21 protein-coding genes and 1 pseudogene are annotated in these 26,193 nt (G+C 61.3%); 10 read left to right on the plus strand and 12 right to left on the minus strand.

The genetic code is table 11. The features are described 5' to 3' along the window. The first annotated feature begins 40 nt into the window (after positions 1 to 40). The 3 genes from E4Q23_RS08370 to E4Q23_RS08380 are packed head-to-tail and all read left to right on the plus strand — an operon-like array spanning position 41 to position 7,045. A complete protein-coding gene (locus E4Q23_RS08370; protein WP_169066218.1) occupies positions 41 to 3,436 on the plus strand; it encodes a transglutaminase family protein in 3,396 nt (1,131 codons plus the stop codon). A 40-nt stretch (positions 3,437 to 3,476) separates the two neighbouring features. Next, on the plus strand, positions 3,477 to 6,038 hold the full coding sequence (locus E4Q23_RS08375) for a circularly permuted type 2 ATP-grasp protein (RefSeq protein ID WP_169066219.1): 2,562 nt from the start codon (positions 3,477 to 3,479) through the stop codon (positions 6,036 to 6,038). Beyond that, entirely contained in the window at positions 6,035 to 7,045 is a 1,011-nt protein-coding gene (locus tag E4Q23_RS08380; RefSeq protein ID WP_169066220.1) for a transglutaminase family protein, read from the plus strand. Before E4Q23_RS08375 ends, E4Q23_RS08380 begins: the two co-directional genes overlap by 4 nt. Positions 7,046 to 7,142: 97 nt before the next feature. Here E4Q23_RS08380 and E4Q23_RS08385 read toward each other — a convergent pair whose 3' ends face one another. Both E4Q23_RS08385 and E4Q23_RS08390 read right to left on the minus strand, forming a co-directional pair. Further along, the gene (locus tag E4Q23_RS08385; protein ID WP_169066221.1) at positions 7,143 to 8,387 is read right to left on the minus strand and encodes a hemolysin family protein; all 1,245 of its coding nucleotides are present in this window, start codon (positions 8,385 to 8,387) and stop codon (positions 7,143 to 7,145) included. Next, a complete protein-coding gene (locus E4Q23_RS08390; protein ID WP_169066222.1) occupies positions 8,388 to 9,806 on the minus strand; it encodes a hemolysin family protein in 1,419 nt (472 codons plus the stop codon). It lies immediately after the preceding gene. A 609-nt stretch (positions 9,807 to 10,415) separates the two neighbouring features. Between E4Q23_RS08390 and E4Q23_RS25165 the strand changes: the two are divergent. The 7 genes and pseudogenes from E4Q23_RS25165 to E4Q23_RS08425 form a co-directional block, all read left to right on the plus strand. Further along, positions 10,416 to 10,772 (plus strand): annotated as a pseudogene (locus E4Q23_RS25165) (CNNM domain-containing protein); the annotation flags it as partial. Between the two features lie 166 nt (positions 10,773 to 10,938). Next, on the plus strand, positions 10,939 to 11,694 hold the full coding sequence (locus E4Q23_RS08400) for a transporter associated domain-containing protein (RefSeq protein WP_248595324.1): 756 nt from the start codon (positions 10,939 to 10,941) through the stop codon (positions 11,692 to 11,694). 140 nt (positions 11,695 to 11,834) lie between these two features. Continuing rightward, entirely contained in the window at positions 11,835 to 12,047 is a 213-nt protein-coding gene (gene rpsU, locus E4Q23_RS08405) for a 30S ribosomal protein S21 (protein ID WP_042334924.1), read from the plus strand. Positions 12,048 to 12,178: 131 nt separating this feature from the next. Then, the gene (locus E4Q23_RS08410) at positions 12,179 to 12,631 is read left to right on the plus strand and encodes a GatB/YqeY domain-containing protein (RefSeq protein WP_169066224.1); all 453 of its coding nucleotides are present in this window, start codon (positions 12,179 to 12,181) and stop codon (positions 12,629 to 12,631) included. Positions 12,632 to 12,676: 45 nt separating this feature from the next. After that, a complete protein-coding gene (gene dnaG / locus E4Q23_RS08415) occupies positions 12,677 to 14,422 on the plus strand; it encodes a DNA primase (protein ID WP_169066225.1) in 1,746 nt (581 codons plus the stop codon). A gap of 52 nt (positions 14,423 to 14,474) precedes the next feature. Beyond that, positions 14,475 to 16,457, plus strand: coding sequence for an RNA polymerase sigma factor RpoD (rpoD, locus tag E4Q23_RS08420; RefSeq protein ID WP_169066226.1), 1,983 nt, complete (start codon positions 14,475 to 14,477; stop codon positions 16,455 to 16,457). A 296-nt stretch (positions 16,458 to 16,753) separates the two neighbouring features. Then, on the plus strand, positions 16,754 to 17,485 hold the full coding sequence (locus E4Q23_RS08425; RefSeq protein ID WP_169066227.1) for a S1 family peptidase: 732 nt from the start codon (positions 16,754 to 16,756) through the stop codon (positions 17,483 to 17,485). 87 nt (positions 17,486 to 17,572) lie between these two features. On the opposite strand, the gene E4Q23_RS08430 is transcribed toward E4Q23_RS08425, so the two are convergent. The 10 genes from E4Q23_RS08430 to recA all read right to left on the minus strand — a co-directional run bounded on the left by E4Q23_RS08430 (position 17,573) and on the right by recA (position 26,080). Beyond that, positions 17,573 to 18,289 carry a DsbC family protein gene (locus E4Q23_RS08430; protein ID WP_169066228.1) on the minus strand — a complete coding sequence of 239 codons (717 nt, stop codon included), beginning with the start codon at positions 18,287 to 18,289 and terminating at the stop codon, positions 17,573 to 17,575. Positions 18,290 to 18,319: 30 nt separating this feature from the next. Beyond that, positions 18,320 to 19,489 carry a UbiH/UbiF family hydroxylase gene (locus E4Q23_RS08435; protein WP_169066229.1) on the minus strand — a complete coding sequence of 390 codons (1,170 nt, stop codon included), beginning with the start codon at positions 19,487 to 19,489 and terminating at the stop codon, positions 18,320 to 18,322. Between the two features lie 613 nt (positions 19,490 to 20,102). Beyond that, entirely contained in the window at positions 20,103 to 20,453 is a 351-nt protein-coding gene (locus E4Q23_RS08440) for a PsiF family protein (protein ID WP_169066230.1), read from the minus strand. A gap of 44 nt (positions 20,454 to 20,497) precedes the next feature. After that, positions 20,498 to 21,433 carry an HPr(Ser) kinase/phosphatase gene (hprK, locus tag E4Q23_RS08445; RefSeq protein ID WP_169066266.1) on the minus strand — a complete coding sequence of 312 codons (936 nt, stop codon included), beginning with the start codon at positions 21,431 to 21,433 and terminating at the stop codon, positions 20,498 to 20,500. Between the two features lie 5 nt (positions 21,434 to 21,438). Then, positions 21,439 to 21,891, minus strand: coding sequence for a PTS IIA-like nitrogen regulatory protein PtsN (gene ptsN / locus E4Q23_RS08450; RefSeq protein WP_169066231.1), 453 nt, complete (start codon positions 21,889 to 21,891; stop codon positions 21,439 to 21,441). 105 nt (positions 21,892 to 21,996) lie between these two features. Continuing rightward, positions 21,997 to 22,323, minus strand: a complete 327-nt coding sequence (gene hpf / locus E4Q23_RS08455) for a ribosome hibernation-promoting factor, HPF/YfiA family (RefSeq protein WP_169066232.1) — start codon at positions 22,321 to 22,323, stop codon at positions 21,997 to 21,999. A gap of 16 nt (positions 22,324 to 22,339) precedes the next feature. After that, complete coding sequence (locus E4Q23_RS08460) at positions 22,340 to 23,779, minus strand: RNA polymerase factor sigma-54 (protein WP_169066233.1); 1,440 nt, start codon at positions 23,777 to 23,779, stop codon at positions 22,340 to 22,342. 82 nt (positions 23,780 to 23,861) lie between these two features. Then, positions 23,862 to 24,596 (minus strand): LPS export ABC transporter ATP-binding protein, encoded by a 735-nt coding sequence (lptB, locus tag E4Q23_RS08465; RefSeq protein WP_169066234.1) that lies wholly within the window; start codon positions 24,594 to 24,596, stop codon positions 23,862 to 23,864. A 3-nt stretch (positions 24,597 to 24,599) separates the two neighbouring features. Further along, a complete protein-coding gene (gene recX / locus E4Q23_RS08470) occupies positions 24,600 to 25,052 on the minus strand; it encodes a recombination regulator RecX (protein WP_169066235.1) in 453 nt (150 codons plus the stop codon). A gap of 11 nt (positions 25,053 to 25,063) precedes the next feature. Then, positions 25,064 to 26,080 (minus strand): recombinase RecA, encoded by a 1,017-nt coding sequence (gene recA / locus E4Q23_RS08475; protein WP_169066236.1) that lies wholly within the window; start codon positions 26,078 to 26,080, stop codon positions 25,064 to 25,066. Positions 26,081 to 26,193: the final 113 nt, after the last annotated feature.

Raw genomic sequence — 26,193 nt, forward strand, 5'->3', positions numbered from 1 at the left:
TTTGCCAACAACCCTCTTCGCCTTCCCCCAGGAGTTAACCGTGTCCATCCATGTTGCCCTCAACCATGTCACGCACTATCGCTACGATCGGCCGATCAGCCTCGCACCGCAAGTCGTCCGCTTGCGGCCAGCACCGCATTCGCGCACGCCAATTCTGAGCTATTCGCTGAAAATTACGCCCGCACAACACTTCATCAACTGGCAGCAGGATCCGCAGGCCAACTACCTGGCGCGCCTGGTATTCCCCGAGAAGACCCGCGAATTTCGCGTTGAAGTCGATCTGGTGGCCGAGATGTCGGTGATCAATCCCTTCGACTTCTTTCCCGAGCCCTACGCGACGAGCTTTCCATTTGCATACGAGGCCTGGCAGCGAGAAGAGCTCGAGCCCTATCTGACCCCCTTGCCGCGGACCCCGCTACTGACTGAGTTCCTGGCAACGATTCCCCGCGAAGCGCGCGCCAGCGTCGACTTTCTGGTCGATCTCAACCAGCGGGTGCAGCACAAGGTCGCTTACGTCATTCGCCTCGAACCCGGCGTGCAGACGCCGGAGGAAACACTGACGCTGGCGCTCGGCTCGTGTCGTGACTCGGCCTGGTTGCTGGTGCAGGTACTGCGCAATCTCGGCCTGGCGGCGCGCTTCGTTTCAGGCTATCTGATCCAGCTGGTACCTGACGTGAAGTCACTCGACGGGCCTTCAGGAACCGATCACGACTTCACCGACCTGCACGCCTGGTGTGAAGTGTACCTGCCCGGAGCAGGCTGGATTGGCCTCGACCCGACCTCGGGCTTGTTCGCCGGCGAGGGGCACATCCCGCTCGCCTGTTCGCCGCAGCCATCGTCGGCGTCGCCGATTACCGGCTTGACCGAGAAATGCGAATGCCAGTTCGAGCACCACATGCAGGTCGAGCGTGTCTGGGAAGCGCCAAGAGTGACTCGCCCGTACAGCGACGAGCAGTGGCAGACGATCGAGGCCCTCGGCCACCAGATCGATGCCGACCTCGTCAGCGATGACGTGCGTCTGACGATGGGTGGCGAACCCACTTTCGTCTCCATCGACGACCACGACGGCGGCGAATGGAACACCGAAGCGCTCGGCCCGACGAAACGCGCGCGCGCAGCGGAAATCTTTCACCGCTTGCGCGACAAATATGCGCCGCAAGGACTGCCACATTTTGGCCAGGGCAAGTGGTATCCGGGAGAACAGCTGCCGCGCTGGTCGCTGAATTGCTTCTGGCGCCGCGACGGCCAAGTAATGTGGAACAATCCGGCACTCTACGCCGACGAGAGCCGCGACTATGGTGCCGACGCTCAACTGGCCGGGCGCTTCCTGCGAAGACTCGCGGAGCACCTGGCCATCGACCCGAAGTACGTATTCGCAGCCTACGAGGATGTTTACTATCACCTGTGGCGAGAAGATCGCCTGCCGGTCAACGTCGACCCCTTCGCATCCCGCCTCGATGACCCGCTGGAACGTGAGCGGCTGGCCAAGGTCTTTCGCCAGGGCCTCGATGCGGTGGTCGGCCATGTGCTGCCGCTGCAGGCGCGCGCACAAGGCGGCTGGCAAAGCGGACCGTGGTATCTGCGCGGCGGCCGCTGCTACCTGGTCCCGGGCGATTCGCCGGTCGGCTATCGCTTGCCGCTCGACTCGCAGCCCTGGGTAGCCAAAGCCGACTATCCTTACGTGCACGCGCCCGACCCGACGCAGGCCTTCCCGGCGCTGCCCGCACACAGCGAGATGCACGCGCAGTTCGCCATCAGCCGCAGTCTGGGCTTGCCTGCCGTCAGCGCGGCAGTGAGCGGCGAACACTTCGCCGAGAAGGCCCTGGAACGTGTCGATGAAGCCCTTGCCCACGGCGCCGGTGATGGCAATGAAAGCCCGCCGCGCGCCGGCGAATCGGCAAGCCTGGTCACCCGTACCTCGCTTTCGGCACAGGCCCGCAAGGGCGTGCTCTACATCTTCATGCCGCCAACCGAAACGCTCGAGGACTACCTCGAACTGATCACCGCTGTCGAAGCCACCGCCGAAGCGCTCGCTGCGCCGGTGATCGTCGAAGGCTACGAGCCACCGTCCGATCCACGACTGACCAACTTCCGGGTCACTCCCGACCCGGGCGTAATCGAAGTCAACATCCAGCCGTCGGCAAGCTGGGACGAACTCGTCGCGCGCACGACTCACCTCTACGAGGCGGCGCACCTGTCGCGTCTGTGCACCGAGAAGTTCATGCTCGACGGTCGCCACACGGGTACCGGCGGTGGCAACCACTTCGTCTTCGGCGGTGCGACGACACAGGACTCCCCCTTCCTGCGCCGACCCGACCTGCTGCGCAGCCTGATCAGCTACTGGCACAACCATCCGTCGCTTTCCTACCTCTTCTCGGGTCTGTTTATCGGCCCGACCAGCCAGTCGCCGCGCGTCGACGAAGCCCGTAACGATTCAGTGTACGAGTTGGAAATCGCCTTCAGCGAGCTTTCCAGGGCGACGGCCGAGGCTGCCGAGCTTGCCGAAGGCATTGCGCCCTGGGTGATCGACCGCGCGCTGCGCAATTTGCTCATCGACGCGACCGGCAACACCCACCGTGCCGAGTTCTGTATCGACAAACTGTACTCTCCGGACGGCGCCACCGGCCGCCTCGGGCTGCTCGAAATGCGGGCCTTCGAAATGCCGCCGCACGCACGCATGTCGCTCGCTCAGCAGCTGCTCCTGCGCGCACTGATCGCACACTTCTGGCGCACGCCCTATGCGCCCGAGCGGCTGGTCCGCTGGGGAACCGAGCTACACGACCGTTTCCTGCTGCCGCACTTCGTGAAGCAGGACTTCGACGATGTGATCAGCGACCTGCGCGGCACCGGCTACGCACTCGACAGCGCGTGGTTTGCCCCCCATTTCGAGTTTCGTTTCCCGGTACATGGCAGCATTTCGGTGCTGGGCATGGAACTGGAGCTGCGCCATGCGCTCGAGCCCTGGAACGTGATGGGAGAACAAGGCTCGGTCGGCGGCACTGCGCGTTACGTCGACTCGTCGCTCGAGCGTCTGCAGGTCAAGCTGAGCGGTATGGCAGCCGAACGCTACGTGCTCACCTGCAACGGCCGCCGCGTGCCGCTGCGCTCGACCGGCAAAGTCGGCGAATTCGTTGCCGGCGTCCGCTACCGCGCCTGGAACCCACCATCCGCCCTGCATCCGACGATCGGCGTACATGCGCCGCTGGTTTTCGACCTGGTCGACACCTGGATGAAGCGCTCGCTCGCTGGCTGCCAGTATCACGTCGAGCACCCCGGCGGTCGCAACCCCGACCGCTACCCGGTTAACGCCAACGAGGCCGAAGGCCGCCGTCTGGCGCGATTCACGCCCTTCGGCCACTCCCCCGGAGAGATTGACGTAGCACCGCTGCCGGACAATGCCGGCTTCCCGTTTACGCTAGACTTGCGGCGTTCCTGAAACCGGTCGGCCCGGGCTAACTCCCGGGCCTGTTTGCTTGATGCCAAGATCCTTGCTGTCGACCTATCCGCAGACGCCTGATCGCTTCGACGAAATGCTTGCCGAAGATGGCAGCATCCGCCGCGCCTGGCAGCCATTCTTTGCGCACCTGGAGGCGGCGACGCCCGAACAGATGCGTCACCGCCTCGACTACGTGCGCCGGCGCATCCTCGAAAACGGCGTCACCTACAACGTCTATGCGGATCCCGAAGGCGCAGACCGGCCGTGGGAACTTGATCCTCTGCCGCTGATTCTCTGCCCCGACGAGTGGCAGGCGATAGCCAGCGCTGTGCAGCAACGTGCGCGCCTGCTCAACGCCGTGCTGCGCGACCTTTACGGCGAACAGACATTGCTCAGGGACGGCATCGTGCCAGCGGCACTGATCTACGGGCACAACAATTATCTCTGGCCATGTCAGGACATCAAACCACTCGGCGACACCTACCTGCACCTCTACGCCGCCGATCTTGCGCGTTCGCCGGATGGCCGCTGGTGGGTCATCGCAGACCGCACCCAGACGCCATCCGGCGCGGGCTATGCGCTCGAAAACCGGACCATCATTGGCCGCCTCTTTCCAGAACAGTTCCGCGACCTGCACGTCCAGCACCTGGCTTCGTTCTTCCGCAAATTTCAGCAAGCCCTGGCGCATTGGGCACCGCACGGCGACGAGCCGCCACTGATCGTGCTGTTGACGCCAGGCCCCTACAACGAAACCTATTTCGAGCACACCTACCTCGCGCGCTATCTCGCTTTTCCACTGGTCGAAGGGCAGGACCTGACGGTGCGTGGCGAATGCGTCTACCTGAAGACACTCAACGGCTTGCGCCGTGTGCACGCCATCATGCGCCGGCTCGACGACGACTACTGCGACCCGCTTGAGCTGCGCGGCGACTCGGCGCTGGGCATTCCCGGCCTCCTGCAGGCAGTGCGCGCTGGCAATGTGCTGGTCGCCAACGCCCTCGGCAGCGGCCTCCTCGAGTCCGCTGCCCTACCCGGTTTCCTGCCCGGCGCCTGTAAAAAGCTGCTTGGTGAGCCACTGGCAATGCCTTCCGTAGCCACCTGGTGGTGCGGCGAGCAGGAGGCGCTCGACTATACCATCGCCAACCTTGAGCATCTGGTCATCAAGGGCGCCTACCCCTCGCAGACGTTCGACCCGCTCTTCGGCAACGAGTTGACCGCTGGCAGCCGCGACGAAATGATTGCCCGTCTTCGCGCGCGGCCGCAGGCCTACGTTGCGCAGGAGCTGGTTAATTACTCGCAGGCGCCAAGCTGGAGCCCGGACCACAAACGACGCCTGCTGCCGCGCGGCGTTGGCCTGCGCGTCTACGTCGCCGCCACGCCCTCTGGTCACGTGGTGATGCCGGGCGGACTGACGCGCGTATCGGCAAAAGCGAACGCGCGCACCATCTCGATGCAGCGCGGTGGATCGAGCAAGGATACCTGGGTGCTCACCAATGCCGCGGTCAACACCTTCAGCCTGCTCAAGCACTCCGTCGGCAAAGCCGATCTGGTACGCGGCGGCCTCAAGCTTTCGTCGCGAGTCGTCGAAAATCTCTACTGGTTCGGCCGTTACTCCGAGCGCTGCGACAAGACGGCCCGCCTGTTGCGCGTCGCGCTCGCGCGACTGGTGGACGCGGGCGACGACGCCGCCCCGGCGCTGAGTTCAGCGCTCGACCTGTGCCTGGCGCTGAAGCTCCTGCCCGTCGCCGAAGCCGACCCGGAGAGCAACGCCGGGGCCAAGGTCCCCGCCTCGCGGGTGCAGCGTGAGGCGCTGATGCTGACTGCGATTTGCGGCAAGGAATGGGGCGCCGGGCTGGCCGGCGACCTACGCCGCCTGCTGTGGGTTGCCGCACAGGTGCGCGAACGCTTCTCGCTCGATAACTGGCATGCCCTGAATCGCCTGCAACACCAGTTGCAGGCCTACAGCCGGCTGCGCAGCAGCGAAGCGCTAGCCGAGGAACTTGGCGACGCGCTTGCTTTTCTCGACCAGGTCCTGCTCGCCTCGTCCTCCCTGGCTGGCTTTGCGATGGACAACATGACGCGTGACGACGGCTGGCGCCTACTGATCATCGGCCGGCGCATCGAGCGACTCATCTTCCTCGCCAAAGCCTGCGCGCAGTTCCTGCGCCTGGAATCAACCCGCGCTCCCGGCGGCCTGGAGTGGTTGCTGGAGTTCACCGACAGCATCATTACCTACCGTTCGTCTTACATGACGCAACCGGAGTTGCTACCGACGCTCGACCTGGTCGTCTTCGACGACGCCAACCCGCACTCGGTTGCCTTCCAACTGCAGATCCTGCTCCGTTACCTGGACCAGCAGGCCCGCCTGCTCGGTGGCCCGCGCGACGAAACCCTGCGGCAAGCGCAGGAACGACTGCAAGCCTTCGACCTCGGCCTTTTCGAGGGACAAAGCTTCGGCGATTGCCGCGCTTGCAACCCCTGCCTGCAACTGGCGACGATTCTCGAGCAGGCGGCCACTGCCGCGGCAGCACTTTCCGACCGCCTGGCGATGCGCTATTTCAGCCACGTCAGCGACGTCAGTCACTACACACTCACCTCATGACCCCCGCGAACCTGCCTGCCAGCCGCTATCACGTCGTTCACGAAACGATCTACCGCTACGAGAGCCCGGTTTCATTGTCGCGCCAGATGCTGCATCTGACGCCGCGCGATTGCCATTGGCAGCGCTGCCTGAGCCATCAGATCACGGTCGCTCCCGAGGTCAGCGCAAGCCGCCAGCGGCACGACAGCTTTGGCAATCCGATCCGGGAACTGGCGATCGAATTTCCGCACGACAGCCTCACCGTTCGCGCTCAGAGCACCATCGAAGTGCTGCCGCACCTGCCGCTTGACCCACAGTCGACGCGGCTTGCCGACGCACCATACGCCGCTCGCCAAGCCGTTCGTGGTGCTGCGGGGCAGAGGCCTGGTTTCCTGACGTCCTCGCCAGCTTGGGAAAGGGTACGCGAAGCACTGGCCTATGGCTCGCGTCCGGTTCTCGTCGACGCCAGCCGTTTCCAGTTCGAATCGCCGCACGTGCGCGTAAAGCACGAGTTCCTGAGTTACGCCAGCAAATGCTTCTCGCCGCAACGGCCGCTACTCGAGGCCGTTCAGGCACTGATGAGCTGCATCTACGAGGATCTGGAGTTCGACCCGGAAGCGACCACGATCGCCACCCCCGTACTGCAGGTGCTGGCCGACAAACGCGGCGTCTGCCAGGACTTCGCGCACCTGATGCTGGCCTGCCTGCGCTCACAGGGCCTGGCGGCGCGCTATGTCAGCGGTTACCTGCTCACCCACCCGCCAGCTGGCCAACCACGGATGGTCGGCGCCGACGCGTCACACGCCTGGGTGTCGGTGTACTGCCCGGAACTCGAAGGTGGCCGCTGGGTCGACTTCGACCCGACCAACAACCTCCTGCCAGACACCCAGCACATCACGCTGGCCTGGGGGCGCGACTTTGCCGACGTTTCACCGCTGCGGGGAGTGATTCTCGGCGGCGACGCCCACGAACCGGACGTCGCGGTCACCGTGACGCCGCTCGACGAAGTCAGCGATCAAGGCAAGTAGCTCGCCACCCGCAGCAGCATCACCAGAACGCCTGCGGGCAGAGGCCTTCCAGCCCATGGTCCCGCGCAGTGGGCCACACCCAGCTGGCTGGCCCGGTCTACCAGAGGATCTGCACTTCCTGGACAACCTGTGGCGTCGCCCGCTGGACGGTAAACTTGATACCCGCCACTTCGATGACCGTTCCCACCTTCGGGATTTCGCGCGCATGTTCGAGGAGAAGACCGGACAAGGTATCGTAGTCGCCCTCCGGCAGCTTCAGCCCCAGCTTTTCATTGAGCATTGCCGGATCGGCCCGGGCGCTGACCAGGTAGTCATGGTGGCCAAGCTTCTTCAACCACTCCGCCGGCTTCTCCTGGCGATCATACTCGTCCTGCATATCCTCCATCACTTCCTCAATGATGTCCTCAATGGTGATTATCCCCTCGGCACCGCCGAACTCGTCCATCACCACGGCCATCGCATCGCCATCCTTGCGCAGCTCGACGAGCATCGACTCGGCACTCTTGCTACCCGGAACGTATTGCGTCGGGCTGATGTAAGACTCGATCGACGCGGACCCGTCCACGCCCAGCAAATCCATCGTGTTGAGCACTCCGACGACGCGGTCGATACGCCCGTCGAAGACCGGCAAGCGAATGTGCGAGCCGGCCACAGCCAGGCGAATCGCCTCGGCAACGGTACAGGTCTTCTCGACCGCGTCCACGTCAATCAAGGGCACCATCACCTTCGAAACGGTGGTCTCCGAGAAATTGAACATGCGCCGAATCATGTTCTTTTCGATCAGCTGGATGTCGCCCCCTTCGTGCGGTGGCATCTGCACCATGCTCTGAATCTGCTGGCGCAGGGTAAAGGGGTTTTGTTCCTCCGCGCCGCCAGCGAGCCGGGAAAGGAACTTCGACAGCGTCACGAAGAAGATCAGGATCGGCGAAAAGAGAATTGAGAAGAAGTGCAGCACGTAGATCAGATACGGTGCCATGACATCGGCGCGCTGCTGAAAAATGCTCTTCGGGACGATTTCTCCAAATACCCAGATCAAGGGCGCGACAACGAGCACCGCCATCCAACCGCCGGCGTCGCCAAACAAGGAGATCATCATCGCCGTGGTGATCGTCGAGTTGGCGACAACGGCGATATTGGTCCCGACCAGGGTCGTCGACAGCAACCATTCGGGCCGCTTCTCGAGCATATCGAGAGCCAGGCGTGCACCCCGTGAGCCCTTAGCCGCATCGTGACGAAGCTTCATGCGGTCGGCGCTGACGATGCCGAGTTCCGAGCCGGAAAAAAATGCCTCCGCGATCAGGCAGGCGAACATGAACAGAACAGTGAGCCAGATATCGGACATTTAGACGCCCTCCGCTTTCTTCGGCGGCTCGACTGGGCCGCTGTTCGCATCCCTTGCCGCGGCTTGGTCGCCGGGCTCCCCGCCACTGGTCCCGGCGGTTTCGACCGCGGCCCCCACCTCAGTGCTATCAACCGCGCCAGCCGTCGACGCCACTGCCGGCGGCTCGATCAGCACCCGGCTGATGCGATTGAATTCGACGCTCTCGACCGTCAGCTTCATGCCGCAGAGAACAATCGACGCGCCCGTCGCCGGCAGTTCGCCGAAAGCTTCGAGCAAAGCACCGGCGATTGTCTCGGCGTCTTCACAGTCGATAGTCACACCGAAAGTGCGGTTGAACTCCTCCAGAGACATACCGGCGTCGATCAGGCGGCGGCCATCGTCGAATTCGCTGACCATGTGCCGGTCGGGTGCCTCGCTATCCGATGGGCTGGCAATCTCACCGAAGACGCACTCCAACAAATCCTCCATGGTCACCAGACCGGTGACACCGCCGTACTCGTCGACGATCAGCGCGAACGAGAGTTTGCGCTGGCGGAAGGTATGGAACAGCTCGACCGCCGGCTTGGACTCAGGGAAGAAGTTCGGCTGCCGCAGGAGCTTGCGAAAAGCATGCGGGTCGCGCTCCAGCCTGCCGAGGTCGACACCGAGCAAGTCACGCGTGTGCAAGATGCCGAGGATGGTATCCCGCCGCTCGCGATAAATGGGATAGCGTGACTGACGGGTAGCCTTGATCTCTGTAATCAGCTCGGGCACCGAAAGATCCGCCGACAAAAATTCGATGTCCGAGCGCGGACGCATGATGTCGCGCAGCGACTTGTTGCCGAAGTCGAAGATTTTCTCGATGTAGCGCGCTTCCTGGCTGTCGAGAGCGCCTTCACCAACGGCGTCGGTCACCAGGGTACGGATCATGTCTTCCGTAACCAGATTGCCCTGCGAGCGCTGCTTACCGACGATGAGCGTGATGAAAAACTCGGCTACATGGCGGATCACTTCGCGCAGCGGGGTGATCAGACGCGCAAACAGATGGATTGGGCGTGCCTGGAAGCTGGCAAACGCCATGTTGTTGCGAATCGCCAGGACCTTGGGGGTGATCTCGCCAAACAGCAGCAGGATCGGCACCATGACCAGGAGATTGAGCATGTCGTTCTCGGCGCCGAACAGCTTGATGATCACTGCGGCAGAGATCACCGAAGCGGCGACATTGACAAATTCGTTGCCAATCAGAATGGTGACAATCAGCCGGCGTGGCTCGCTGCGCAAACGCTCGATGAGATCGATGCGCGGGTTCTTGGCCTTGCGCATCTGATCAAGGTGGAAAGAACTCAGAGAAAACAGCGCGGTTTCGGTGCTCGAGAAGAAACCCGAAAACACCAGCAGGACGACAAAAACCGCCAGCTCTATCCAAAGTGCTGGATCCATTCTTCACTCCTCGAGAAAAATTGCATGCCGCCTTCGGAACCCCTTGAAAGCGCACGATGCCAGAGCGGACAAAACCACGGCAGCAAGCTTCCTGACGGCCACACCGGCAATTCAGCGGCGGCATAAGCGCCCGTAGCTGCTTCGCCCAAATGCGAACTTGCCCGCAGCTGCGCACGACCCGCGATTATCAGCGAGTTTGATGCCAAAGTCAAACTGCGGCGCCCACGGCGCGTGACCCGCCAAAGCTGGCCCGCAGACCGCTAGCGTGGCTGACACAGCCGCAGAGGAAAGCCCGGGTGCCGCTCGCCCGTTCACCGCAGCTAGCGCTTTGCTGCCAAGGCCTTCGCGGCCAGAATTAGCGAACGTCGACGAGCTTGCGGCCTGGTAAAGGCACGCAGCTCGACAGCGCAACAGCTTCGGCAGACACGGGCGCACCACATCCACCGCCCCGAACATCCGGCCAGTGCCTCAAGCCGGCAATATTGCACCGGCCTTGCAAGTAGTGTATCAACGCCGGGAAGTCCTTACCCCGGCCTCTGGATATCGCGAGCCGGGCGCGCCAACTCTGGGAGCCATCTCACCGTGTTTGAAGCGTTTCTGCTGCTGATCATGCTCACCCTGTCGGCCTTCTTCTCGGGTTCCGAAACCGCCCTCACCACACTCTCCAGGGCACGCACCGAGTCGCTGCTTGCCGAAGGACGGCGAGGTGCCAGGGCGCTGCATCGCATGAAGAGCAACCTGAATCGGACGCTGGTCATCATCCTGATCGGCAATAATCTGGTAAACACGGGCGCCGCGACCCTGGCCACAGTGGTGGCCACCGAGCATTTCGGCCACCTCGGCCCCGGCCTCGCCGTCGGGGTCATCACCCTGTTGCTCCTGGTGTTTGGCGAGATCACGCCGAAGACTTATGCCACACGCTACGCCATAGTCGTCGCCTTGCTGGCAGCAACGCCACTGGAGATTCTTGGCAAACTGCTCTTCCCGCTGGTCTGGGCAATGGAAAGACTGATCGAATGGATGCGACAGTCTCAGCAGCCCGCCAAAGGATCCAAGCATCACCGAATCAGAGCTGATCGCCCTAGCCGCCCATGGCACCCGGGAAGGATCGATCGAGGCAGGCGAGCATATGATGATCCGGCGAATCTTCGATTTCAGCACGCTACGCGCCAGCGACATCATGGTGCACCGCCACCAGATCTTTTCGCTCGACGGCAACCGCTCTATTCGCGACGCCCTGGACGAGATCATCGCCAGCTCGCACTACCGGATCCCTCTTCACTCAGGCGACCCGGACGAGATCAACCAGGTGATCACTCTGCAGAGCGTCCTTGGCGAGGTGGCCCAAGGCAATCTCGACAAACCCCTCAAGGAAGCTGGCAGAGAGCCGCTGTTCGTACCGCCGAACCAGCCGGTAGACAGCCTGCTGAGGATACTGAAAGCAGACAAGGAGCGCCTGATGGTGGTTGTCAACGAGTTTGGCGGCCTGCTTGGTATCTTCACGCTGGAGGACATCCTCGAGGAACTGGTCGGCGAAATTCATGACGACACGGAAGCTTCGCAAGCAGATCAGACGCTCGTCGGAAAGCCGAACGGCAGCGAGCTGTTGGTCGATGGCATAACGGAACTGCGCGTCCTGGAAGATCACTTTGGCCAGGAACTCGCAGGCAAACCGTATGACTCGGTAAATCTCTGGGTGATCACCCACCTCGAACGCCTTCCCACAGCGGGCGAGCACCTCGTCCTCGAGGGCCTTGAAGTAAGAATCGAACGCGCATCGCGGCGCCGCATCCATGAGGTGCGAATCCGCCGCCAGCAGAATATCGCTCCCGGGCCCCAAGTCGAAAAACCAGCGGCGCCAGAACAGGGGCCAAACGAGAAGGGCTGATCCAGGAACGATACCTCGGAGCAGCCATCGCGAGACTGGCGTATCCTGAATTGCGAAATTGACGCTTGGCGTCGCACGGCAAGCATGTATATAATGCGCGGCTAAGCTGTACCATACCCACCTGAACCTTGGATGAGTCTATGCCTGCCATTCGTGTAAAAGAAAATGAGCCTTTCGAAGTTGCCATCCGGCGCTTCAAGCGCACCGTAGAAAAAACGGGCCTATTGACCGAACTGCGAGCGCGCGAGTTCTACGAGAAGCCCACCGCCGAGCGCAAGCGCAAGCTGGCCGCCGCGGTCAAGCGCCATCACAAGCGCATGCGCAGCCAGACCCTACCTCCCAAGCTGTTTTAGAGATCGTCAGCGTCGTTTGAACGGCCGCCTGTCTGCAGATGGGCGGCTTTTGGCGTTCCTGCAACGCCCGCATTCGGCGAGCGCAAAAACGCCTTCGCGCAGCAATTATGTAGACCTGGAGGTGCTTGGCGATGACCCTCAAAACACGCATCAACGAAGACGTCAAGGCAGCGATGCGCGCGCGCGACGCGAAAACGCTCAGCACCTTGCGCCTGCTGCTGGCGGCAATCAAGCAGAGAGAAGTCGACGAGCGCATCACACTCGACGACGACGCGATCGTCGCTGTCATCGGCAAGATGCTCAAGCAACGCCGGGATTCGATCACCCAGTATGCAGCAGCCGGGCGCAAGGACCTCGCCGACGCGGAGCAATTCGAGTCCGAACTCCTCGGCGCCTACCTGCCAGCGAGCCTGTCGACAGAAGAAATTGTCGAAGCAGTTGCACAGGCCATTGCAGAAACCGGCGCGGCGAGCCCTGCTGACATGGGCAAGGTGATGGCGCAGCTGCGACCCGGACTAGCGGGGCGCGCCGACATGAGCGAGGTTTCGCGGCTCGTGAAAATGCGCCTTGTTGCTGGCGCCTGAACGCCACCGTCAGGGCCGCCAACCACCCGTCCGAGGGAAGCCCGGATGATCCCGGACACATTCATTCAGGATTTGCTGTATCGCGTTGACCTGATCGACCTGATCGACAGCTACGTCCCGCTGAAGAAAACCGGTGCCAATTTCGCGGCCTGCTGCCCGTTCCACAGCGAAAAATCACCCTCTTTCACCGTCAGTCCAAGCAAGCAGTTCTACCACTGCTTCGGCTGCGGCGCGCACGGCAACGCCATCGGCTTCATCATGGCCTACTCCGGGGCCGGCTTCATTGAAGCGCTCAAGGAACTCGCGGCGCGCTGCGGTTTGCAGCTTCCCGACGATCAAGGGCACGCACCGCAGCACGGTCCGCAACGCCAGCAACTCGCCGAAAGCATGGGCAAGGCCGCGAAGTTCTACTACGAACAACTCAAGCGCTCGGAAAACGCAATCCGCTACCTCAAGGAACGCGGCGTCAGCGGCGAGATAGCCCGCCGCTTCGGCGTTGGCTACGCGCCTGCGGGAGGGCAAGGTCTGGCTGCTGCTTTCGAAGACTATGGCCATCCGGAGCTGCAGCAGGCCGGCCTGGTCATCAAGAACGAGCAAGGCCGCCTCTACGATCGTTTTCGTGACCGGGTAATGTTTCCGATTATCAGCCAAAAGGGCGAGGTGATCGCTTTTGGTGGCCGCGTCCTTGGCGCGGGTGAGCCGAAGTATCTGAACTCGCCCGAAACCCCCCTCTTCGAAAAAGGCCGCGAGTTGTTCGGCTTGCCGCAGGCGCGCACGGCAATACGTGACCGAGAAACGGTGATCGTCGTCGAGGGCTACATGGACGTCATTGCGCTCGCACAACACGGGGTCGACAACGCGATAGCGACGCTCGGCACAGCGACTACGCCAATGCACGTGCAAAAGCTTCTCCGTCAAGCCGACCGCGTCGTGTTTTGCTTTGATGGTGATGCAGCTGGTCGCAAGGCCGCGTGGCGAGCACTGGAGAACAGCCTCGAAGTTCTTCCCGAGCAAAAGAGCATCGGCTTTGTCCTCTTGCCGGAAGGCGAGGACCCCGACAGCCTGGTACGCAAACGCGGCGGCGAAGCCTTCCAGCGGATGATCATCGAAGCGACACCCCTCTCTGATTTCCTGTTGCGTGAACTGAGCCAGCACTGTGATCTGAGCAGTGCCGAAGGGCGAGCCAGACTCGTCGCCGACGCCAAGCCGCTGCTTGGCCGGATGCTGTCGCCATTGTTGCGGCTGCAACTGGTCAAGCGACTGGCTCAGGTCAGCGGCTTCTCACAGGCAGAAGTGGAACGTCTGTGCTCGCTGCGTGCAATCGTCAAGCCAGCGCCGGCACGGGCGCCGCGACAGGCGCCCTCGCTGCTGCGGCCCTTGCTGCGCCTCCTGCTCCAGAATCCCGCCCTGGCTTCCCGCTTGCCACTCGAACTGCTCCCCGAGCATGCGCCGGAAGCGCGCGCGATTCGCCTGCTCTGCGCAACCATTGCCGGCGCCGGCGCGCAACCACTGGCCTATCCCGCCTTGCTCGAAAAGCTGCGCGGCAGCGAGGACGAGTCAATGCTGCACGCCGCGGCAGCTGAACTAATGCAACAGCCTTTTGCCGAAGACGAAATCGACAGCGAATTTGACGGTACGCTTGCACAGCTGCAGGAGAGTGAGCACAAACGCGCGTTCACTCGACTACAGGACAAGATCCAAAAACTTGGTGTCGGCGGTCTATCGAACGAAGAAAAACAGGAGTACCTGCAAGCACTCAGCGCGCGCAGCAAAGGCAGCCATACAGTGTAAGCTATGGTAGAATTTAGAGTTTTTCCAGCATAACGCTATCCGGGAATTGGTCATGGCAAGGGAAAAGGTGGCAACTACGGCGACGAAGGCGGCAAAAGCCAAGGCAGCGGCGGATCTATTGGCGGTTGGCAACCAACCGCCCCCGATCGACGACGAGACGCGCAAGACTCGCCTGAAGACGCTGATCAAGCTCGGCAAGGAGCGCGGTTTCCTGACCTACGCCGAGATCAACGACCATCTACCCGATGATGTCGTCGATGCCGAGCAGATCGAGAGCATCATCAGTACCTTCAACGATATGGGGATCCAGGTCTACGACGAGGCCCCCGACGCTGAAACTCTGCTGATGTCGGACGCTGCACCAGCTTCCGGGGCAGACGATGCCGACGTTGAAGAACAGGCGGAACAAGCGCTGTCCACCGTCGACTCCGAGTTCGGCAGGACAACCGACCCGGTGCGCATGTACATGCGCGAGATGGGTTCGGTGGAACTGCTCACCCGCGAAGGCGAAATCGAGATCGCCAAGCGCATCGAAGACGGCCTGAAACACATGGTTCAGGCAATCTCGGCCTGCCCGACAACGATCGCTGAAATCCTCGGTTGCGCCGACAAGATCAGCCGCGAGGAAATGCGAATCGAGGAGTTGATCGACGGGCTGATTTACCCCGAAGAGGAAAGCTCCCCGGAAGATTCCGCTGAGAATGCCGACGAAAGCGACAACGCCGACGACGGTGACGATAGTGATGACGACGAAGACGACGACGACAACAACAGCGAATCCACCGAGGGCGCGGCGGCCGCAGCCTCGTTGCTGAAACTCAGGACGGAAGGACTCGCTCGCCTTGAACTGATTCGGGAGCACTACAGCAAGGCGCACGCTCTGCTCTCCCGCAAGGGCTCGCAGGACAAAGCCTATCTGATGCTCCAGGAACAGATCTCGAACGAAATGATGGGTATTCGCTTCACCTCGAAAACCATCGAGCGCCTCTGCGACACGGTGCGGGCGATGGTTGACGAAGCGCGGCGCTGCGAGCGCAAAATCCAGAGGATCTGTGTGGACACCGTACGCATGCCACGCCCGCATTTCATCAAGGTCTTTCCGGGCAACGAACTCAACCTCGAATGGGTGGACAGCGAAATCGCGGCAGCGGGCAAGACCTACGCCGCGATCCTCACACGCAATGCTCCGAACATCACCGAAGAACAGCGCAAGCTGCTCGCCCTGCAAGACCGCATCGGGATCCCGCTGAAAGAGCTGAAAGACATCAATAAGCAGATGTCCACCGGAGAAGCCAAAGCCCGTCGCGCCAAACGCGAAATGACCGAGGCCAATCTGCGTCTGGTCATCTCGATCGCCAAGAAATATACCAACCGCGGCCTGCAGTTCCTCGATCTGATCCAGGAAGGCAACATCGGCCTGATGAAAGCCGTCGACAAATTCGAGTACCGTCGCGGCTACAAGTTTTCAACCTACGCCACCTGGTGGATTCGCCAGGCGATCACCCGCTCGATTGCCGATCAGGCGCGAACGATCCGCATCCCGGTGCACATGATCGAGACGATCAACAAGATGAACCGTATCTCTCGGCAGATTCTCCAGGAGACCGGCCTCGAAGCCGATCCGGCGACGCTGGCCAAGAAGATGGAAATGCCGGAAGAGAAAATCCGCAAGATCCTCAAGATCAGCAAGGAACCGATCTCGATGGAAACGCCGATCGGCGACGATGATGACTCGCATCTGGGCGATTTTATCGAGGATCAGGCAACCCTTGCACCTACCGAGGCCGCCCTCTACTCAAGCCTGCGCTTCATTACCAAAGACGTACTGGATACCTTGACACCGCGTGAAGCCAAGGTGCTGCGCATGCGCTTCGGTATCGAAATGAATACCGACCATACCCTCGAGGAGGTCGGCAAGCAGTTCGACGTCACCCGCGAGCGAATACGGCAGATCGAGGCCAAGGCCCTGCGCAAACTACGCCACCCGTCGCGTTCGGACAAGTTGCGCAGCTTCCTGGATAACGGCAACAACTAGGGCGCTCGGCACACACCAACACACGACCTTACCAGCGCGTTGCCACAGCACCTGCGAACACAGCGCAGTGCGCGAAACGAAGGGGACTTTTGTGGTCCCCTTCGCGCCTTCCGACCTGCCTACCCAGGGCGTTTGCCGATCCACAAGGCCGGCGGATGGAAAATATGGCAGCGTCTCGCCACGGGCCAGCGCGAACTGTCAGCGCTTTTAGTGATCAGCCCCGCCCGCGCTCCTTCGGCTCGCTTTGCCTTCTTGGCCGTCACGCAATCGACCCTTGAACCGGCAGCAGCCTGGCAATGATCGAATCCATCCTCCTTGCCGCCACGCGCATCACGACCTTTCTTCAGCAGCAAGCGCTGACCAACGCCAGCGGCTTCTTCTTCAGGCGTGATGAGCAGCTGTTCCTGGTCACCAGCCGGCACGTGCTGTTCGACGAACCTAGCCAGCACACCCCCGATCGCATCGAGATCGAGTTGCATATCAACCCGGACAATCTCGCCGAGTCGACCGCATTCTCGATTCCGCTGTACGCTTACGGTCAGCGCGTCTGGCGGCAAGGCCTCGATATGGCCGGCGCGATCGACGTCGCGGTGGTCGCGATCGATGGCGCCGCGCTGCCGAAAACGGGGGTATACCGTGCCTTTACCCCACGCCATCTGCCGGAGCGCTTCGATCAGGTGGAAGTAGGCAGCTCATTGCTGGTGGTAGGCTTCCCGCTGGGCTTCCAGGACAGCCTGCACCACATGCCGGTGGTACGCCAGGCAATCGTTGCATCTTCGTTCGGGCTCCGTTTTCAGGGGGAAGGCTACTTCCTTACCGACGCCCGCACACACCGCGGGACCAGCGGTGCGCCGGTGGTCATGCGCGTCGCGGCACAGGATTTCGCGTCCAGCGATTTGCCGTGGATGCTTCTCGGCGTCCACTCCGCCCGCCTCGATGTCGGTTTCCGCGACCCGAACCAGGACGAGGCACTTGGGCTCAATTGCGCCTGGTACGCTGACATTCTGCTGACCTTGACCGAGCGCTGAACGAACGCGCTCCACCACCGCTGCACCGCAGCGCCGACGCGGGCTGGTCGCCGCCGACAGCAGGCCATCGGGCACCAACCTCCGTGGCTAGTTGGTGGGGCTAGGCGCCTCGGCAAGCTTTTCCTCGATCTTGGCAAGAGGGATTGCACCGGGGATACGCTCGCCATCCGCAAAGAAGATCGTCGGCGTGCCATTGATGGCCAACTTACGGCCCATTTCGACGCTCTTCTTCACCGCTGTGGTGTCGCAATCGCCCTTACCGCCCGGCGCCTTGCCGTCAATCATCCAATCGTTCCACGCCTTGACCTTGTCAGCCGAACACCAGATCTGATTGGACTTTTCCAGTGAATCGGGCGACAGGATCGGGTAGAGAAAGGTATAGACGGTGACGTTGTCCAGCTTGGCAAGGTCTCTTGCCAATTTCTTGCAGTAGCCGCAGTTCGGATCCTCGAAGCTCGCGAAGACGCGCTTGCCATCACCGCGTACCTGTTTGATCGCATGCGTCAGGGGAAGATCCGAAAACTTGATCGCGGTGAGCTTCTGCATCCGCTCGCTGGTCACGTTCTTCATCGTCTTGCCATCAATCAGGGAGCCGACCAGCAAGGCCGAAGCCTTCTCGTCCGTGTAAACGATCTGGCCATCCGCATACACTTCATAGAGCCCCAGATAAGGCGTTTTGGTGACGCTGGTGACCGGAGCACCGAGCTTTGCTTCGAGTGCCTTCTTGACGCTTGCCTCATCTGCCAGGGTGGGCAGGCTGAGCGCGGCAGCGACGACAACAAATGGCACGAATTTCATATACATCTGGTTTCTCCGGGTTTAGGTAGGGGTGTTTCAGAAGGCGCCGATTGCGTAGCGCACAAGAGAGTTCTTTAGGACTGGCAAAGCGTTCGCCAGGTTCATTCCCAGGTTGCGCAAAGGCCTGAGGCCGGGGAAGTCGTCGTGGAAGAGTTTGTGCAAAGCGTGCGTAGTCGTCTGCATAAGCAGGGTTTCCTCCCGCCGTTCGCGTTGATAGCGCAGGAGCAGGCGCTCGTTGCCAATGTCCTTCCAGTCGGGCGTCCCGGCGAGCAGGCGCGCAAGCACTTTGGCATCTTGATAGCCAAGATTGATGCCGTGGCCGGAGAGCGGGTGGATGCCATGTGCTGCATCGCCAACCAGCGCCAGCCTGGGGGCGACGATTCGCGGCACCTGCATCAGGCGCAGCGGAAACGCCGCGGGAGGAGTGAGCAATTGCAGGGCTCCCAACTGGTGGCTGCCGGCAGCTGCGACCCGGGCGCACAAATCCTCGGCAGACATCGCGAGCAACCTCCTGGCGTTCTCGTCGGGGGTAGACCAGACGATCGAGATACGATTTCCGGGCAGCGGCAGCCAGGCAAGGACCCCGTCCGCACGAAACCACTGCCGGGCAATACCGCCATGCGGGCGCCCGCATTCGAAATTGGCCACCAGACCCATCTCGCCATACGCGGTGTTGATTGCCGGCAGCTCAAGCGCTTCGCGTACCCATGAATCCCTTCCATCGGCGCCAACCAACAACTTGGCCGAAAGTGTGTCGCCGTTGGAAAGGGTCAGCACGGATGCCTCGGAGGTAATTGCCAACGACTGCGGCGCGGCCGGGCAACACAGGCTGAGATTGCCCTGCCGCTTGGCGTTCTCCCAGAGTTCGCAGGCCATCAGCGACGACTCCAAAATCCAGCCAAGCTCCGGGATGCCCGTCTCATAGGCCGAAAAGTCAAGCTCGGCGTCACCGTCACCGAAAATCTGCATGGCGTGAAGCGGGGCAATGCGCTCGACGGCCATGTGCTTCCATGCGCCGATCTCCCGCAGGAAGGCGGCATTGGCCGGCGAAACCGCATAAACGCGCGCATCCCAGCCCGCAGGCCTCTGCGGGGGACGTTGCTCGACCAGGCCAAGCCTGAGGCGGGTGTCACGCAGCGCACAAGCCAGCGAGAGACCCGCCAGGCCTCCACCCACTATTAGAACGTCGAACGCGCTAACTTGCATGTCGATGGGGCTCAGAGAAGAACTGTACAACGGTGCGCTCGTCGTACGCGGCAGATTTTACAAATGCAGCCGAGCGTGTTAGAAGCTCAAAGTCATGACATCGCTCGCCAGACAAGCTGCTCACCTTTACTTCCCGGCAATTGTTCGTTCCGAGCATGATTCCCCGCTAGACGCGTTGGTCGCCGCGTGCGTGCCGCGACCCGAGGCCATGGACCTGGTGGCCGCTTCCTGGGCCGACCGTTATTCGAATTGCCTCCTGGCCTTTGTCGACGGCGGCCGCCCGGTTGTCGTGTTGCGTACGCCCGCGGGGCGGTGGGCGGCGTGTAACGCTTTTCTTGGCAGCCTATATGCAACGGCGCAGGAGGCTGATAAGCACCTGGGAAAACTCCGTCAGCCCCGCCGCGAGGCCTACGTGGTCAGCCTTCCAAGGGACCACATTCACACCGCCACGCCGGGCAATCTGCTTGGCAAGCTGGCCGCTGACGACGCTGATGAAGAAAGGTCAGCGCGACGCAAAACCCCGAAACGCCGGCCTGCAACCAGCGACAGCAAAAAAAAAGCCGGCTGCGGCCTGAGAGCTGGCGCCGAAGAGCGACGCCCGCATGCCGCTTGGCTAGCCCTTGAGGCACTCGCTCATGAAGGCCTTGCGCTCGTCACCCTTGAGCGCCTTGCTGCCAGCCTTGGCGTTGCAGTCCGTCATCTTGTCCTGCTGACTCGTCTTGGCAGGCGCTGCAGCTGCCGGGACTGCTTCCGGAGTCGCCACGGCCGGCGCTTTCTTGAGGCAATTACTCATGAATTGCTTGCGCTCGTCGCCGCTCAAAGCCCTGGTCTTGGCCTCAGCGTTACAGAAGGTCATCTTCTCCTGTTGTGCCTTCTGGGCTGCAGAGGGTTCCTTCTTTTCGTCGGCAGCAAGAGCGCCGCTGGAGGCGAAGACAAGAGCGACAATAGCGATCAAAGCTTTCATCGGAATTTCTCCTAGGTTGAGGAAACGCTGTGATTAGGCCACTGCTAAAGATCTTCGTCAAGCAGCGCCTGCTGCTGGCGATCGATAAAGTCGCCCATGCTATCGATCCCGCGTAGCTGCAGGATGCTGTTGCGGACCGCAGCTTCGAGCAGAACCGCAATGTTCCGACCGGCGGCGACCGGGATGACGACCTTGCGTATTGACACACCGAGGATGTCCTGCGACTGGGCATCGAGAGGCAGGCGCGGGCCATCGCTGCTGCTCAGCGGCCTCTGCAGATGGGCAATCAATTTGAGCTTCATTTTCCGGCGCGATGCCGTCTCGCCGAAAATTGTACGGATGTTGAGCAAGCCAAGTCCACGCACTTCCAGATAGTCACGCAACATACTCGGGCAACGTCCTTCGATCGTCGTCGGGGCGATACATGCCAGCTCAACGACATCGTCGGCGACCAGACCGTGGCCGCGTGAAATCAGCTCCAATGCCAATTCGCTCTTGCCGGCACCGGAATCGCCGGTAATCAGGACACCCATTCCGAACACATCCATCAACACGCCATGCACCGACGTCGAACCGGCCAGGCGGCGCGAAAGATAGATGCGCAGCAAGTCGATGACCGCCGAACAGGGCTTCGAGCTGACAAACAGCGGCGTTTGCGTGGACTCGCAAGCGTCGCGAATCTCCGCCAGGATGTCCAGATTGTCGGCGATGATCAGCGCCGGTGGCCTCGCCGCCATCAGTTCCCGCACCTGTTGGCGCAGGCGGTCCACGGTGACGCGTTGCGCCCAGGCATGCTCGGCACGGCCGATAACCTGTAGCCGTTCCGGGTGAATCAGGTTGAGATGACCGACGACGTCAGCACCATAATTACTCTGCTCTTTGAGCGCGATCTGGCGGTCAACGCCGACTGCCACAACCCAGGACAGCTTCAGCTTCTCGCGGTGATCTTCATACAGCTGAATTACGCTGAACTGGCGCAGGGCACTCATGTTCCGCCGGCAAAGATCTGGCGAACACAATTCGCGTCGATGGCACTGGCAAGAGCCTCGCGGCACGTGCGGTCGGAAAAGTGCTGTGCCAATTCGGAGAGGATTTGTAGATGCTGTTCGGTGGCAACTTCGGGAACCAGCAGGACGAACAAAAGTGAAACCGGCTTGCCGTCCGGGGAATCGAAGGGCACCGGCGCAGCCAGACGTAGGAAAGCACCCGTGGCATCTTTCAGGCCTTTGATACGGCCATGCGGAATGGCCACGCCCTGGCCAAGCCCGGTCGAACCAAGCTTCTCGCGCGCGAACAGGCTGTCGAACACAGCACTGCGCGCAATGCCGAGATAGTTTTCGAAAAGGAGGCCCACGTGTTCAAAGACGCGTTTCTTGCTGCTTGCGTCAAGATCAAGAATGATATTTTCAAGGGGAAGTAACTGGGTAATCTGGCTCATGCGACAAAAACCCGAAAAAGGCTGACGTGGATTAATTCAAACTGGAAAGCGCACGGACTGGCCGGCGATTGCTGCCGAGCCTGCCGTGCGCCGACGAAACATCAATCACTCGACGACGATGTGGTCGATGATCTTGCTCCCGCGGTGATGATCCTGCAACTTCTGCTTGTACTTCTGGACCTGGCGCTCGAGCTTGTCGGCGAGGGCATCCACGGCGGCATAAAGGTCCTCATCGACCGTTTCCACGTAGACGTCTTTGCCAGCCAGGTGAACGGTCACTTCTGCTTTCTGCTTCAGTTTTTCCACCGACAGAATCACGTTCACGTCTATCACGTTATCGAAATGACGGGTGATCCGCTCGAGTTTGGCGGTGACGTAATCGCGCAGTGCTGGAGTAATCTCGAGGTGGTGTCCACTGACTTGCAGGTTCATGATGTGGCTCCTTCTTCTAAATGGACTTGCGTAGGTTGACCGACGGAATATTGAGCGCCTCACGGTATTTCGCAATTGTTCGCCGTGCAACGACAATGCCCTGCTGGCCAAGGACTTCGGATATCTGGCTATCCGAAAGAGGTTTCTTCGGTTCTTCGGTGCTGATCAGCTGCTTGATCAACGCACCAATGGCCGTTGCTGAACATGCCCCGCCAGCGTCCGTGCCGACGTGACTGCCAAAAAAATACTTCAGTTCAAAAATCCCGCGCGGCGTTGCCATGTACTTCTGCGTGGTTACCCGCGAGATGGTCGATTCGTGCAGCCCCAGGACATCGGCAATTTCACGCAAGACCAGTGGCCGCATCGCGACTTCACCGTGGTCAAGAAACTGACGCTGACGTTCGACGATAGCCTGCGCCACACGCAGGATCGTGTCAAACCGTTGTTGCACATTGCGGATCAACCAGCGCGCTTCCTGGAGCTGGCCGGCAAGCCCGGAGCCCCGTTGCCGGGAGAGGATCTGAGCGTAGAGACTATTGATTCGCAGACGTGGAAAGGCATCGGCGTTGACGCTGACCGACCACTGCCCCCGCACTTTGCGCACCACCACGTCGGGCGAGATGTAGCGAGTGTCCGCCGAAGCGTACGCTGCGCCTGGCCTTGGATTCAGGCTGCAGATCAACAGATGTGCCGCACGTAGTGCATCGTCGTCGCAACCCGTCTGCTTCTTGAGCTTGACAAAGTCGTGACTGGCCAATAGATCCAGACAGTGACGGACGATCTCCAGCGCCAGCTTACGCGTCGGACCTGCGGGCAAGGCTTCGAGTTGTAACGACAGGCACTCCTGTGCGCTGCGTGCGCCGACCCCGGTGGGGTCGAAATGCTGCAGGTGCTTGAGCGCAATCTGCAGTTCTTCAGGCTCGATCTCCAGCTCCGCCGGCATGGTTTCCGAAAGCTCCGCCAGCGACTGGGTGAGATAGCCGTCGTCATCCAGCGCATCGACCAGGCAGCGTACCAGCACGCGGTCGCGGTCGGGCAGCGTCATCAGGCCGAGTTGCCACAGCAGGTGTTCGCGCAGGGAAACCGTCGCTGCCTGGACATCCTGATAATCGCTGTCTTCGTCGTCGACAGAAGCCGTTGAACTGTGCTGGCTGTTTTCGTCACCGGGCCAGGCGTCGTCGTCGGAGAACGATTGTTCACTGTGCTCGGAGAGTTCCGGACGTTCTGCGTGCTCGTCCGCCGCCACCGGATCGGCGGCCGCTTCCTCGCTACCGTTCGTTGGTGCCTCGGTCCGCGCGTACTCCTCCTCGCGCTCAAGCAACGGGTTCTCCAGCAAGTACTTTTCGAGCTCTTGTTCGAGTTCGATCGTCGACAATTGCAGCAGCCGAATCGATTGCTGGAGCTGTGGGGTCAGGGCAAGATGCTGGGTAAGCTTGAGCTGGAGGGACGGTTTCATTTACAGAACCGGGGAAGTCGCCGCATTGTGGTCGGGAAACTGCCCATAGGGTTCTCGAATTGTGGCTGAAAAACCGGCGGGCTCAGAGGCGGAAATTCTCACCCAGATATACCTTCCGGACGTTTTCATTATAAATGATTTCCTCGGGCCGGCCAGCGGCCAGAACGCTCCCTTCGTTGATGATATAGGCGTGATCACAAATGCCAAGGGTTTCGCGCACGTTGTGATCGGTGATCAACACGCCGATGCCGCGCTCCTTGAGAAAACGGATGATCTTCTGGATATCGAGCACGGCGATCGGGTCCACGCCAGCGAAGGGCTCATCAAGCAGAATGAAACGAGGCCCGGTGGCCAGGGCACGCGCGATCTCGACGCGCCGACGCTCTCCACCGGAGAGTGAGGTCGCCGGACTGCGACGAAGGTGCCCGATATGCAGCTCGTCGAGCAGCTCCACGGTACGCGCCTCGACTTCGTCGGCCGACAGCTTCTGCAGTTCGAGGACCGCTTCGATGTTTTCGCTGACCGTCAGCTTGCGAAAAACAGAGGCTTCCTGCGGCAGGTAGGAGACGCCCAGTCGGGCACGCTTGTGCATCGGCAAGTGCGTGAGCGCCTGCCCGTCGAGATGAACGTCACCACCATCACAGGCGACCAGGCCGACGACCATGTAGAAGCAGGTCGTCTTGCCGGCGCCATTCGGGCCGAGGAGGCCAACGACTTCCCCGCTGAGCACTTCGAATGAGACATCGTGTACCACGGTACGTGACTTGTAGCACTTCTTGAGATTCTGCGTGGAAAGTGTGCTCTGCGTATCTGACATTTCTCAATCGTCTTCAAGATCGCCGCGCAGGACGCGTCGGATGGTTTCAGCGGAAAACCCGCGGCCGGCCAGAAAGCGCATCTGACGGCTGCGCGCCACAACATCGTCGGCGGCCAGCGCTGGTTGGCGAGCGAACTTCCGCTGCCAGACGCGCCACGCCCGCGACAACTCGTCGTCGCCCGTCGCCAGTGCAGCGCTCACCAGCTCGCCGGCAACGCCTTTTGATCGCAATTCATGAGCCAGTTGCGCGTCACCAACGCGCCCGGCACGAGCACTTACCCGCGCCAGTGCGTAACGCTCATCCGACAGCAGGCCGCTGGCGTTCAGGGCGTCGAGCAAGGCTTGCACCTGTTCCGCCGATTCCGCGTGCGGCGCCAACTTGCCGGCAAGCTCAAGCCGCGCGTAGTCGCGGCGCCCGAGCATCCGCAGAGCCCGCTCGCGCAAAGCGTCGCCCATCGCGGGGGGCTCTAGGCGACCGTCTTCGCCGACGGTGAGGGAACGTTAACGGCGGCACGAATTTTTGCTTCTATCTCCGCGGCGATCTGCGGCTTGCTCTTCAGATACTCACGCGCATTATCCTTGCCCTGGCCTATCTTTTCGCCATTGTAGGCATACCAGGAACCCGATTTCTCGACCAGTTTGTGCAGCACACCGAGTTCGATGATCTCGCCTTCGCGCGAGGTTCCTTCGCCGTAGAGGATATCGAAGACGGCCTCGCGGAAGGGCGGCGCAACCTTGTTCTTGACGACCTTGACGCGGGTCTCGTTTCCGACGACTTCGTCGCCCTTCTTGATGCTGCCGATACGGCGAATGTCGAGACGTACCGACGCGTAAAACTTTAGTGCATTGCCACCCGTGGTGGTTTCCGGACTGCCGAACATGACCCCGATTTTCATGCGAATCTGGTTGATGAAGATCACCAGGGTATTGGTGCGGTTGATGTTGGCCGTCAGCTTGCGTAGCGCCTGACTCATCAGGCGCGCTTGCAGGCCGGGCAGGGAATCACCCATCTCGCCTTCGATTTCGGCCTTCGGCACCAGCGCGGCGACCGAATCGATGACCACCACATCGACACTGGCAGAACGCACCAGCATATCGGCGATTTCCAGCGCCTGTTCGCCGGTATCGGGTTGCGAGATCAGCAGTTCGTCAAGGTTTACACCAAGCTTCTGCGCGTAGCCCGGGTCGAGCGCGTGTTCGGCGTCAATAAAGGCTGCCGTACCGCCAAGCTTCTGCATTTCGGCGATGACCTGCAGGGTCAAGGTCGTCTTGCCTGAGGATTCCGGGCCATAGACCTCAACCACGCGGCCACGCGGAAGGCCTCCGATGCCCAGTGCAATGTCCAGCCCCAGCGAGCCGGTGGAGACCACCGGGACATCGGTCACCACGCTGCCCTCGCCCATTTTCATGATCGAGCCCTTGCCAAACTGCTTTTCGATCTGGGCCAGCGCTGCTGCCAGCGCCTTTGCCTTGTTATCGTCCATTGCCAGTCCCCTTGCTTGAGTGAGCGGAATTATCCCATGTTCGACGGCGCTGAAGATGGCAACCTCCGCACCAACGTTGACTGGCATTATATACAGTCACCAGGGAATGATCT

It is taken from the genome of Candidatus Accumulibacter phosphatis (assembly GCF_012939955.1).
In the GTDB taxonomy this organism is placed as follows: domain Bacteria; phylum Pseudomonadota; class Gammaproteobacteria; order Burkholderiales; family Rhodocyclaceae; genus Accumulibacter; species Accumulibacter delftensis.